Genomic DNA, 11,844 nt, shown 5'->3' with positions numbered 1-11,844 from the left:
ATAAATGAACCGGCCGCACGACCCCTTCTTCGACGGCGACCAGCGCGCCCGCCGCCCCGGCCTGCGCCTGGCGGCCGAGGACGGCCAGCGCGCGCCCGGCATGCCGGAGGAGCCGCACGATCCGCTGGCGGACCTGGCGCAGCAGCCGGCCATCGATCCGCTGCTGCAGTGCCTGGCCTGGCTGACCCAGCACCATGGCCGCGCCCGCTCGGCCGAGTCGCTGCGCGCCGGCGCCCCGGTCGAGGGCGCCATCAGCCCCGACCAGGCCATCCGCCTGATGCGCGAGGCCGGCTACAACGCCGGCCTGCTGCGCAAGGGCATCGAGGAGATCAACCAGCTGCTGCTGCCGGCGGTGCTGCTGCTCAACGGCGGCGACGCCTGCGTGCTGGTGCGCCGCCTGGACGACGACGCCGCCAGCGGCGTGCGCTACGAGGTGGTGTTCCCCGGCCCGGAGGCCGCCGCCTGCGTCGCCCCGGCCGCCGAGCTGGACCAGGAGTACAGCGGCTTCATCCTGGCGGTCACGCCGCAGGAGGTCTCGCAGGCCAAGCCGCTCGCCGGCGGCGCCAAGGACGACACCCCGCTGCTGCAGGCCGGGTCGCACTGGCTGTTCGGCACGCTCAAGCGCTTCATCCCGTACTACCGCTCGGCGATGCTCGCCGCGCTGCTGAGCAACGTGCTGATGATGGTGTCGGGCCTGGTGACCTCGGTCATCTACGACAAGGTCATCCCGCACCAGGCCTTCGTCACGCTGTGGACCCTGGCGGTCGGCGCCGGGCTGGCGCTGGTCTTCGACCTCTTCGCGCGCCAGCTGCGCGCCCACCTGATCGACCTGGCCGGGCGCAAGACCGACCTGATCGTCGGCGCCAAGCTGTTCCGCCAGACGCTGGGCGTGCGCATGGAACACCGCCCCGCGTCGGCCGGCTCCTATGCCCACTACCTGGCCCAGGTCGAGGTGGTGCGCGACTTCTTCACCTCCGCCACCATGTCGGTGCTGACCGACCTGCCGTTCGTGGTGCTGTTCGTGGCGATGACCTTCATCATTGGCGGCCCGCTGGGCTGGGTGCTGATGGCGGCGATCCCGCTGATGCTCTTGATGAGCTTCGGCATCCAGGGCTACCTGCGCCGCGCGATGCGCACCAACATGACCGAGGCGGCCGACCTGCACGGCACGCTGGTCGAGGCGCTCGAGGGCCTGGAGGATCTCAAGACCACCGGCGCCGAGGGCCGCTTCCTGCGCCGCTACGAGCAGTCCACCGCCATCGTCGCCGAGTCCGCGCTCAAGGCCCGCACCATGGCCAGCTGGAGCATGAACATCTCGATGACGATGCAGCAGCTGATCAACCTGGTCATGCTGGTCTGGGGCGTCTACCTGATCAACGAGAGCGTCATCAGCGCCGGCGCGCTGATCGGCGCGGTGATGTTCGCCGGCCGCGCCACGGTGCCGCTGAACAGCCTGGTCAGCCTGGCCACGCGCTACCAGGGCGCGCGCGCCGCGATGCTGTCGCTGAACTCGGTGATGAGCGCGCCGGTCGAGCGCGACTCCACCCGCAACTACGTCCCGCTGAACCAGATCACCGGCCGCATCGGCCTGAACGACGTCGGCTTCTCCTATCCGGCGCAGGGCGACGCGCAGTCGCCCAAGGTGCTGCGCAACGTCACGCTGCGCATCCAGCCGGGCGAGCGCCTGGCGATCCTGGGCCGCATCGGCTCGGGCAAGTCGACGGTGCTGCGCATGCTGGCCGGGCTGTACCAGCCGACCGAGGGCAGCGTCGAGATCGACGGCATCGACCTGCGCCAGGTCGATCCGGCCGAGTTCCGCGGCAAGGTCGGTTTCGTCTCGCAGGAGCCGCGGCTGTTCCACGGCACGCTGCGCGACAACGTGCTGATGGGCCGCCATGTCGACGCCCAGCGCCTGGTCGAGGTCGCCAAGCTGACCGGCCTGGACCGCGTCGTCGCCGGCCATCCGATGGGCTGGGACCTGCCGGTGGGCGAGATGGGCTCGCTGCTCTCGGGCGGCCAGCGCCAGCTGGTCGCGCTGGCGCGCAGCCTGGTCACCAAGCCGCAGATCCTGCTGATGGACGAGCCCACCAGCTCGATGGACGCCCAGTCCGAGATCGCCTTCCTGCGCCAGCTGCGCGATGCCGCCGGCAACTGCACGCTGATCATGGTCACGCACCGTCCGGCGGTGCTGGAGCTGGTCTCGCGCATCGTCGTGGTCGACAGCGGGCGGCTGGTCATGGATGGTCCGCGCGACCAGGTCCTGGCCGCGCTGTCCGGCGCCCGCCCGCCGGGCCAGCAGCCGGCCCAGCCGCAACCGCAGCCGGGCCAGGCGCCGCAGGGCGCCCCGGTCCACGTGCATCCGGCCGCGCAGGCCATGAACCGCGCCGCGTCCGTCTGAGCTCCGCGCCATGTCCAAGTCCACCACCCTCAGCCGCGAGGAAGGCCTGTTCGTCAGCAGCGTCCAGTCGGCGCTGATCGACGAGCCGCTGCCGCGCGCCGTCTGGGCCCTGTACCTGCTGGCGGCGGTGCTGCTGGTGGGGCTGGTCTGGTCCGCGATCGCCACCGTCGACGAGGTCACCCGCAGCGACGCGCGCATCGTGCCCGACGGCAAGGAGCAGGTCATCGCCAGCCTCGAGTCCGGCACGCTGGGCAGGCTGCTGGTGCACGAGGGCGAGGAAGTGGAGGCCGGCCAGCCGCTGGCCGAGCTCGACCCGACGCGCGCGGAGGCCGCCGAGAACGAGAGCCAGGCCAAGCGCCTGGGCCTGATGGCGCAGGTGGCGCGGCTGCGCGCCGAGGCGCTGGGCGTGCCGCTGAAGTTCTCCGACGAGGTGCGCAAGGTGCAGCGCCTGGTCGACAGCGAGACCGAGGTCTTCGACACCCGCCGCCGCGTGCTGGACGAGGCCACGTCCAGCATCAACCGCAGCATCGGCCTGCTCGCCACCGAGCAGAAACTGGCGCAGGACATGGCGGCCAAGGGGCTGATGTCCAACGTCGAGGTGATGCGCGTCACGCGCCAGGTCAACGAGCTGCAGCAGCAGCGCAACGAGCGCATCAGCCGCTTCCGCCAGGACGCCAGCACCGAGCTGTCCAAGGCGCAGACCGACCTGGCGCAGCTGGACGAGCAGCTCGTCGTGCGCCGCGACGCGGTGACGCGCTCGGTGCTGAAGTCGCCGGTCAAGGGGCTGGTCAAGAACATCAAGATGAACACGGTCGGCGGCGTGATCGCCTCGGGCGCGCCCATCATGGAGATCGTCCCCATCGGCCCGCGCATCCTGATCGAGGCGCGCATCAAGCCCAAGGACATCGGCTACATCCAGGTCGGGCAGCAGGCCATCGTCAAGCTCAACGGCTACGACTTCAACGTCAACGGCGGGCTGCACGGCAAGATCGAGTACGTCAGCCCGGACGCGCTGGGCGAGACCGAGAAGAACAACGAGGGCACCTACTACCGGGTCCTCATCACGGCCGAGCGCAATACGCTGCGCGCCAAGGGCGAGCCGCTGCCGGTGATTCCCGGCATGACGGCGATGGTGGACATCCGCACCGGCGAGCGCTCGGTGCTGAGCTACCTGCTGCGTCCGATGCTGAAGTCCAAGGAAGCGCTGCGCGAGCGCTGAACTGGGTGGTCCGGCGCCGCCTTATCGGCGCTTCGGTTTGCTGCCAAGCTGGTCCAGTAGAGGCCATGGGAATTTGCTGGCAGTACGCGTGACCATGACCATTTCGACTCCGCGCCGGAGCTTGCGGCGCGCCTCCTCCACCCGCCTGACCGCCTGGGGCGCCGCCGTCGCGGCCGCGCTCGCGGGCTTCAGCGCGCCCGTCCTCGCGCAGGACCCGCCGCCCAGCCGCTGCTCGGACGAGCGCACGCTGCCGCCCGCGCAGCTGTCCGCCAAGGACGCCGCGCTGCTGGAGGTGGCCGACTCCGATCCGCGCACGCAGCTCCAGGAGCTCGTCAACCGGGCGATGGGCCGCAGCAAGGCGCTGGGCGCGACCCGGCTGCTGACGCAGGCCGCCGAGGCCGACTACGAGGAAGCCAAGGCGCAGCGCATGCCCACGGTGACGCTGGGCCTGACCGGCGCGCACACCGGCACCATCCTGCCGGGCGACGGCCCCGGCAACCACACCAGCGGCCTGCAGGGTCGCGGCTCGCTGAGCGTGACCGCGCCGATCTACGACTCGGGCCGCATCACCAAGCTCACCGAATGGAAGTCGCAGCTGCTCGAGGCGGCGCGCTACGGCCAGTCCAGCGCCGAAGAGCAGGTCGCGCTGCAGACCGTGTCGCTGGCGCTGGACCGCGGGCGCTACCAGCTGCAGGCGCAGGTCTACAGCCAGTACGTGCGCAAGATGGCCTGCCTGGTCGAGGCGCTGGACATCATCACCAAGGCCGACCGCGGCCGCGCCAGCGAGCTGGTGCAGGCGCAGAAGAGCCTGCAGCAGGCGGACCTGTCCTATGAGCAGACCACCTCGGCGCTGCGCCAGACCGAGGTACGGCTCAAGCGCTTCGTCGGCGACGAGCTGCCGCGCGGCGCGGCGATGAGCTCGGTGCTGGCGCGGCTGCCCGACCTCAATGAAATGCTGGCCGACGTGATGGTCTCGCCCGACGTGGCCGCCGCGGCTGCGCAGGCGCAGGCGCAGCGCAGCTACGCGGAATCGGTGCGCGCCGGGCAGCAGCCCAGCGTGAGCCTGCTGGTCTCCGGCAACACGACGGTGGGCCAGGCGCGCCAGACCGACTGGGTCGGCGGCGTGACGGTCAACATCCCGATCGTGCAGCCGGGCGCGGATTCGGCGCTGACCTCGGCACGCCGGCGCGCGCAGGCCGCGTCGCTGCAGCGCGACGAGACCATCGATGCCAAGCGCTATCGCGTCCAGGAGATGTACGAGGCGGCGTCCTCGTCGCTGGACCGTTCGCGCCGGCTGGTCGACATCCTGCGCAACAGCGAGCGGGTGCGCGGCTTCACGCTGCAGCAGTGGCAGCAGCTCGGCAAGCGCTCGCTGTTCGACGTGATGGCCGCCGAGGGCGACTACTACTCGATGCGCATCGCGCACGTGAACGCGCTCTACGACGCGCAGCAGGTCGTGGCGATCATCTGGTCGCAAGGCCGCGGCGTGGTCACGCCGCTGCGCTGACTCCCCGGCGAGGAGCCATTCTCCCAGCGCCGCCACACCCACTCCCTCGCCCCACACCCACTCCCTCGCTCCCACACCAACTCCCTCGCCCCCACGGGGGGAGAGGGCGGGGAGAGGGGGCGCGGCTTCCGGCTTCCCTATGATGCGGGGATGGACTCCGCCCACGCCGCCCTCGATCCCGTCGCCGCCGATGCGAACGCCTCGCCCGAGGTCGTCCCGCTCGCGGCCGCGTCGCCCCTCAAGCATCCGGTGCAGACGCGCTTCGCGGCCGTGACCGGCGCCGGCTCCGGCATCGGCCGCGCCGCCGCGCGGGCGCTGATGCATGCCGGCTGGCAGGTCGCGCTGCTCGGCCGCCGCGAGGACGCGCTGCGCGAGACCGCCGCCATCGCCCCTGAACGTGCCCTGGTGCTGCCCACCGACGTTGCCGACGAGGCGCAGGTGGCCGCCGCGTTCGCCGAGATCGAACGCCGCTGGGGCCGGCTCGACTTCCTGTTCAACAACGCCGGCCGCGGCGCGCCCGCGATGGACATCGACGAGCTCAGCGTCGAGACCTGGCGCGCCGTCGTCGATGTCAACCTGACCGGCAGCTTCCTGTGCGCGCGCGCCGCCTTCGGGCTGATGAAGCGGCAGTCGCCGCGCGGCGGGCGCATCGTCAACAACGGCTCGATCTCGGCGCACGCGCCGCGGCCGGGCTCGATCGCCTACACCGCCACCAAGCACGCGATCACCGGCCTGACGAAGACGCTGGCGCTGGATGGTCGCAAGCACGACATCGCCGCCGGGCAGCTCGACATCGGCAATGCGGAGACCGACCTCACCGAACGCTTCAAGCATGGCGTGGCGCAGGCGCATGGCGGCACGATGGTGGAGCCGGTGATGGAGGTGGAGCACGCGGCCAGCGCGCTGCTGTACATGGCGGAACTGCCCTTGTCGGCCAACGTGCCGTTCCTGACGGTGATGGCCACGAAGATGCCTTACATCGGCCGAGGCTGATGGCGGCTTCGTCTTCCACGCACTTGAAATCGCTTGATCGCCCCGACTTGAAAGACTGATGAACGCCCTGTCCGCTCTCTTCTCGATCGCTGTCCGCCTCGTGCTGGCGGTGGCTTCGCTGGTGCTGTTCCTGGCGGTGCTCGCCGCGGGGCTGGTGATCTTCGGCGTCGTGCTGTTGTGGAGCCTGATCCGCGGCCGCAAGCCGACGCTGCACACGGCGGCCTTCCAGCGCGCGGCGCAGTTCCGTTCGCAGGCGTTCCGCGCCGGCGGCATGGGCGCGGCGGTACGCGCGCCGCGAGGCGAGGTGATCGACGCCGAGGTCCGCGAAGTCCATGACGCGACGCCGGCTGATCCAAGGCTGGAGCGCTGATCTGCTGGGCCTGGACTCGGCTTGATCACGATAGATCACCGAGATATCACCGGGTGAGATCGAGGGATTGCGAGGCCGGCAAGGCCGAGCTTTCCCGGTGGGTGCGTAATTGATTTTGTGCGGAACAGTGCTTCGGGTAATCGTTTTTGAGCAGTGAAAACTGTTTTCGAGCAAAATCGCGGGATGGAAGACCTTATTGGCGGCGCCTGGCTTGCGCGCGAATATCGGCTGGAACTGACACAGCCTCTGGCCACCACGAGCGCCATCGGCGGGCGCCGCAGCACCCACAGCACGCCCGACGGACGAACGCAGGAGACCTACGTCGAGGCGATGCGCCCGGCGGCGTCCTTGCGCGGACATCTCGCCTTTCATCTGAAGCATGAGGTGCCGTCTCTGCAACTGCTGGCGCGGTTGTTCGCCGTGTGTGACCGCGGCGAGCTGCAGCTGTGGATCACTGACGAGCCGACCGGCCAGTACGCGCGCCGCGCGTGCTTCTTGTTCGAGTGGTTGACCGAGACCCGGCTGGATGTCGACGACGTGCCCTACGGCAACTATGTGGACGCCCTGGACGCGGACAAGGTGGTGGCCGCCAACGAGCAGGACGCCCAGTCCGTGCGTCGCTTCCGGGTGCGCGACAACATGCCCGGGACGCGCCTGTTCTGTCCGCTGGTGCGCAAGTGCCCCCAGGCTCTGGAGGCGATCGCCGTCGACGTGGCCGGTCTGCTGGCGAACCTGCGTGAGGAGTTCGGCGACGAGCTGCTGATGCGCTCAGCGGTGTGGATGACGCTGCGCGAGAGCAAGTCCAGCTTCGCCATCGAGGGCGAAGGCGATCGCCTTTCGCGCATCCAGCGCTTTGCCGCCGTCATGGGCCGTCGCACCGGGCAGGGCAGCGTCCCGCTCACCCATGAGGACTTGGCGCAGCTGCAGGGCGAGATCCTGGGCGAGCGAACGACGCTGGACGCCCTAGGCATTCGGCAATCACCGGTTTTCGTGGGCGAGTCTGTGCGGTACCAGGAGGTGGTGCATTACATCGCGCCGCCGGCCGCCGACGCGACCGCCATGCTCCAGGGGCTGGAGACGTTCCTGAACCGTACTCGAGGCCAATCGCCCGTGCTGCGCGCGGCGGTCGCCGCGTTCGGGTTCGTCTACATCCACCCCATGGCTGACGGCAATGGCCGCGTACACCGCTTTCTGGTCAACGACCTGCTGCGGCGCGACGGGGCGGTGCCCGATCCCCTGATCATTCCCATCTCGGCGATCATCACCGCCGACCACGGCGAACGTCGCGCCTACGACCGCATTCTTGAGGAGGTCTCCCGGCCCCTCATGCAGGCGCTCGCAGGCAACTACTCCTTCGGTGCCAACGTCACCTACCCCGACGGCGTCAGCTCCAACCTCCACCTGCAAGACACCTCCCGCGCCCAGCCGCTGTGGCGCATGCCCGACCTGACGGCGCACGTCGTCTATCTCGCCCAGATCGTCAGCCGCACCATCCGCGAGGAAATGCGTGAGGAGTCGAAGTACATGCGTTCGCACGCGCGCGCCAGGACGGCCATCAAGGACGTGATCGAGATGCCGGACGCTCAGGTCGATCGAGTCATCCGGTCCCTGGAGGCCAACGAGGGCAAGCTGACCAACGCGCTGGCCAAGGACATCCCCGCGCTCGCGCGTGAAGGCGTTTGGGAGGAGATCCGCGAGGCGATGCGAGCGGCCTTCGAAGACGGTCCCGATGCTGACACGGTGCGGCGCTACGAGCACCGTCCCGCTAACACGCTGTAAGGGCGCGCGGGGCGGGCTCACGGCGGCACGACGGAGTACGGGCAAACGGCCAACGCTTTCGCCGCGCACCGCAAATGAGTTGTCCAGCGCGGATTCAGTACTTCGGCGGCGCGCTGAGCTCTTCCCAGAGCTCGTCATAGATCCGATAGCGCGACGGGCTGATGCGCCCCGCCTCGACGGCCGTCAGCACCGCGCAGCCCGGCTCGTGCCGATGGCTGCAGTTGTGGAACCGGCACTCGCCCAGATAAGGCTTGAAATCAGGCATGTAGCTCGCCAGATCCGGCGCCGCGATCTGCCTCAGCCCGAATTCCTGGAACCCCGGCGAGTCGATCAGCGCATCCTCCCGCGCCGCATCCATCCAGTACCACTGCGTCGTGGTCGTCGTGTGGCGCCCGGAATTCAGCGCCTGCGAAATCTCCCCAACCTGCGCCTGCGCATCCGGCACCAGCAGGTTGATCAGCGTGCTCTTGCCAGTCCCGCTGGGCCCCAGCACCAGCGTCGATTGCCCGTGCAGCAGCGGCCGCAGCGTCTCGCGCGACTCCTCCGCTCGGCCCTTCAAGCTCAGCTCCAGCACCCGTTGACCCATCGCCTTGTACGGCGCCAGTCGCGCCCGCGCCGCATCGGCGCCGGGCAGGTCGGTCTTGTTCAGCACGATGTCGGCCGCGATGCCGGCGCTCTCCGCCGCGATCAACGCGCGCGTCAGCTGCGACTCCGAGAACTGCGGCTCCACCGCCACCAGTATCAGCAGCCGATCCAGGTTGGCCGCGAAGCTCTTGGTCTTCCACTCGTCCTGCCGGAACAGCAGGTTCCTCCGCGGCTCGACCTTCTCGATCACGCCCTCGTGGTCGCTGCTGCGCTGCCAACGCACGCGGTCGCCAACGACGCAATCGCTCTTCTTCCCGCGAGTCAGGCAGTGCACCCGCGTGCCCTCCTGGTCTTCCACGACGTAATGCCGGCCATGCCCGCGCACCACCAGTCCGATCTGCACGGCCTTGCTCATGCGGGGTGTCCCGTCGGCACGCCCAGCGCGGCGATCGCCGCCAGGCGCTCGCTGGCCGGCGGATGCGAGTAGTAGAAGCGCGCGAACACCGGGTCCGGCGTCAGCGTGCCGGCGTTGTCCTCGTGCAGCTTGAGCAGCGCGTTCGACAGGTCGGCGCCGCTGGCCTGCGCGCAGGCGTAGGCGTCGGCCTCGAACTCGTGCTTGCGCGACCAGAACGACATCAGCGGCGTCAGGAAGAACGAGAACGGCGGCAGCGCCAGCATGATCAGCAGCAGCGCCAGCGCGTCGTTGGGCGCGTCCAGGCTGGGCCGCACGCCCAGGCCCAGATAGAAGCCCGCCTGGCTGCTGAGCCAGCCCAGCAGCGCGAAGCCGGCCAGGCTCATCGCGAACATCAGCGCCATGCGCTGCGGCACGTGGCGGCGCTTGAAGTGGCCGAGCTCGTGCGCCAGCACCGCCTCGACCTCGGGCGGATTCAAGCGCGCGAGCAGCGTGTCGAAGAACACCACCCGCTTGGCCGCGCCCAGGCCGGTGAAGTACGCGTTGCCATGGGCCGAGCGGCGGCTGCCGTCCATCACGAACAGGCCCTTGGCCGCGAAGCCGCAGCGCGCCATCAGCGCCTGCACGCGCTCGCGCAGCACGGCGTCCTCCAGCGGCTGGAACTTGTTGAACAGCGGCGCGATGACGGTGGGATAGAGCACCAGCATCAGCAGGTTGAAGGCCATCCACGCGCCCCAGGCCCACAGCCACCAGACCGGCCCGGCCTTGGCCATCAGCCACAGGATCAGCACCGCGATCGGCAGCCCCAGCAGCGCGCCCAGGGCCAGGCCCTTCAGGCCGTCGGCGATGAAGAGCTTGAGCGTCGTGCGGTTGAAGCCGAAACGCTCCTCCAGCCGGAAGGTGTTGTAGAGCGACCAGGGCAGGTCGAGCAGGCTGGAGAGCAGCGCGAACGCGGTCAGCAGGCCGAGCTGGTAGCCCATGTCGCCAAGCTCGGGGCGCCACGACAGCGCCCACTGGTTGAGCAGGTCCAACCCGCCGAGCAGCGTCCAGCCCATCACCAGCGCGGTGTCCCAGGCCAGGTGCAGCGTGCCGAAGCGGCCGCGGGCGACGGTGTAGTCGGCCGCCTTCTGATGCGCCGCCAGCGGCACCGTGCCGGCGAAGGCCGCGGGCACCGCGCCGCGATGCCGCGCCACGTGACGCATCTGGCGCGACGAGAGCCAGAGCTTGAACAGGAAGGACAGGATCACCGCGGCGACGAAGACGGCGGTGAGCATCAGCGGGGAGTGGCTCAGCGCCGAAGGCGCCGGGGCGGCGGCGAGCGCCGCGGGAGAGATCTGCATGGGCTCGAAGTGTAGGTCCCCGGGGCAGCGCGGCCGTTGAGCCGCCGCGAGCCCTCGGCGGCGCCGCGGTCCGGGTTCAGAGACCGGCCAGCATCCCGGCCGGCGCGGCGGCGCGCGCGGGCCAGTCGCGGCCGATCACGAGGCGCACGTCGCCGCGCAACCCCGCCTGCTCGCGCAGCTCCGGCGGCGTGCCGGGCGGCAGCGCCCGGGCGACGCAGCGCGCCGCATCGGCCTGGCCGGCGCCGTAGTCCACGCGGGTCCGCGCCACGTCGTAGGCCGGCTGGTTGGTCAGGCGCGCGCGCGGCAGGCCGCGGCGCGTCAGCCAGCCATCCACCCGGGCCGCCAGGCCGGTCGCGCCCATGCCGTTGCTGACCTCGAGCCGCTTCGGGCGCTCGCAGGCGGCGGATGGCGGCAGCGCGTCGCCGAGCGAGGCCGCCGCCGCGATCGTGGCCAGCGCGGACGACGGCACGCGGGCCGTGGGGATCACCGACGTGTCCAGCGCGGGCAGCGGCGGCAAGGCGATCGCCGTCGCCGGCCGCGCGGCGGCGAGCCGCGACATCGCCTCGTCGCGGTTCGCGCGCGCCATCGCATGCGAGGGATCGAGCTTCAGCGCCTCGTCGAGCGCCGCCAGTGCCGGCGCCGCTTCGTCCTTGAGCAGCAGCACGTAGGCCAGGTTGTTGTGGGCCCGCGCGCGCCGCGGCGCGAGCGCGACCGCGTGACGCAGCGCGGCCTCGGCCTCGTCGAGCCGGCCCGCCGACGCGAACGCGCGGCCCAGTCCGTCCCAGGCCGCCTCGGACGCCATGTCGCGCTCCGCCGCCTTGCGGTAGGACTGCGCCGCCCGCGCCCAGTCGCGCGAGCCCTCGAAGTAGCGGCCGGCGGCGAGGTAGGCCTCGACCGCCTGCGGCGTGTCGTCGACGCGGTACACCGGCGCGATCTGGTAGCCGCGCGGCGGCGCCGTGGACGGCCACAGCGCGCAGCCCGCCAGCGTCAATGCCGACGCCGCCGAGCCGAGCGCGAGCGCCCGACGCAGCCCGCCAGCGCGGCCGCCCCGTCGCCGCGCGGCAGGCGCCAGCGCCTCGTGCGGCGCGCCAAGACCGTGCGCGGGATCCAGATCGAGTGGGACGTCGACGCCATCGGGGACGCCGGGGACGCCGCCGGCGAGGCCGGGGCCGGCGCCGGCGAGCGCCGGGGCGGGCAGGGTGGACGCGGGCGACGGAAATCGGCTTTGCACACGCATGACT

9 protein-coding genes are annotated in these 11,844 nt (G+C 70.8%); 6 read left to right on the top strand and 3 right to left on the bottom strand.

Annotation, left to right across the window (positions count from 1 at the left end; genetic code table 11):
• Positions 1-4: 4 nt before the first annotated feature.
• The 6 genes from ACEN96_RS18655 (at position 5) to ACEN96_RS18630 (ending at position 8,266) form a co-directional block, all read left to right on the top strand.
• Complete coding sequence (locus ACEN96_RS18655) at positions 5-2,398, top strand: type I secretion system permease/ATPase (RefSeq protein ID WP_495584564.1); 2,394 nt, start codon at positions 5-7, stop codon at positions 2,396-2,398.
• Between the two features lie 10 nt (positions 2,399-2,408).
• On the top strand, positions 2,409-3,617 hold the full coding sequence (locus tag ACEN96_RS18650) for an HlyD family type I secretion periplasmic adaptor subunit (RefSeq protein WP_495584563.1): 1,209 nt from the start codon (positions 2,409-2,411) through the stop codon (positions 3,615-3,617).
• Positions 3,618-3,711: 94 nt separating this feature from the next.
• On the top strand, positions 3,712-5,124 hold the full coding sequence (locus tag ACEN96_RS18645) for a TolC family protein (RefSeq protein ID WP_495584562.1): 1,413 nt from the start codon (positions 3,712-3,714) through the stop codon (positions 5,122-5,124).
• Positions 5,125-5,274: 150 nt separating this feature from the next.
• On the top strand, positions 5,275-6,117 hold the full coding sequence (locus ACEN96_RS18640) for an SDR family oxidoreductase (protein ID WP_495584561.1): 843 nt from the start codon (positions 5,275-5,277) through the stop codon (positions 6,115-6,117).
• A 58-nt stretch (positions 6,118-6,175) separates the two neighbouring features.
• Entirely contained in the window at positions 6,176-6,487 is a 312-nt protein-coding gene (locus ACEN96_RS18635; protein WP_495584560.1) for a hypothetical protein, read from the top strand.
• Positions 6,488-6,670: 183 nt separating this feature from the next.
• Positions 6,671-8,266: a Fic family protein gene (locus ACEN96_RS18630; protein WP_495584559.1), complete on the top strand. Its 1,596-nt coding sequence runs from the start codon at positions 6,671-6,673 to the stop codon at positions 8,264-8,266.
• A 94-nt stretch (positions 8,267-8,360) separates the two neighbouring features.
• Here the strand turns inward: ACEN96_RS18630 and rsgA are convergent, their stop codons facing one another.
• The 3 genes from rsgA to ACEN96_RS18615 all read right to left on the bottom strand — a co-directional run bounded on the left by rsgA (position 8,361) and on the right by ACEN96_RS18615 (position 11,840).
• On the bottom strand, positions 8,361-9,266 hold the full coding sequence (rsgA, locus tag ACEN96_RS18625; protein ID WP_495584558.1) for a ribosome small subunit-dependent GTPase A: 906 nt from the start codon (positions 9,264-9,266) through the stop codon (positions 8,361-8,363).
• Positions 9,263-10,537: a M48 family metallopeptidase gene (locus tag ACEN96_RS18620; RefSeq protein ID WP_495588643.1), complete on the bottom strand. Its 1,275-nt coding sequence runs from the start codon at positions 10,535-10,537 to the stop codon at positions 9,263-9,265. The genes rsgA and ACEN96_RS18620 overlap by 4 nt, the downstream gene beginning before the upstream one ends.
• Before the next feature lie 142 nt (positions 10,538-10,679).
• Positions 10,680-11,840: a LytR C-terminal domain-containing protein gene (locus ACEN96_RS18615; RefSeq protein WP_495584557.1), complete on the bottom strand. Its 1,161-nt coding sequence runs from the start codon at positions 11,838-11,840 to the stop codon at positions 10,680-10,682.
• Between the last annotated feature and the right edge of the window lie 4 nt (positions 11,841-11,844).

Source organism: Roseateles sp. Mitsp63 (assembly GCF_059491535.1).
The sequence above is the reverse complement of the archived record's forward strand: the minus strand, read 5'-3'. Positions and strand labels throughout refer to the sequence as shown.

What these genes read in the sequence shown, in the direction of transcription:
- ACEN96_RS18655 (WP_495584564.1), top strand. Translation starts at nt 5, where the DNA reads ATGAACCGGCCGCACGACCCCTTCTTCGACGGCGACCAGCGCGCCCGC.
- ACEN96_RS18650 (WP_495584563.1), top strand. Translation starts at nt 2,409, where the DNA reads ATGTCCAAGTCCACCACCCTCAGCCGCGAGGAAGGCCTGTTCGTCAGC.
- ACEN96_RS18645 (WP_495584562.1), top strand. Translation starts at nt 3,712, where the DNA reads ATGACCATTTCGACTCCGCGCCGGAGCTTGCGGCGCGCCTCCTCCACC.
- ACEN96_RS18640 (WP_495584561.1), top strand. Translation starts at nt 5,275, where the DNA reads ATGGACTCCGCCCACGCCGCCCTCGATCCCGTCGCCGCCGATGCGAAC.
- ACEN96_RS18635 (WP_495584560.1), top strand. Translation starts at nt 6,176, where the DNA reads ATGAACGCCCTGTCCGCTCTCTTCTCGATCGCTGTCCGCCTCGTGCTG.
- ACEN96_RS18630 (WP_495584559.1), top strand. Translation starts at nt 6,671, where the DNA reads ATGGAAGACCTTATTGGCGGCGCCTGGCTTGCGCGCGAATATCGGCTG.
- rsgA (WP_495584558.1), bottom strand. Translation starts at nt 9,266, where the DNA reads ATGAGCAAGGCCGTGCAGATCGGACTGGTGGTGCGCGGGCATGGCCGG.
- ACEN96_RS18620 (WP_495588643.1), bottom strand. Translation starts at nt 10,537, where the DNA reads ATGCTCACCGCCGTCTTCGTCGCCGCGGTGATCCTGTCCTTCCTGTTC.
- ACEN96_RS18615 (WP_495584557.1), bottom strand. Translation starts at nt 11,840, where the DNA reads ATGCGTGTGCAAAGCCGATTTCCGTCGCCCGCGTCCACCCTGCCCGCC.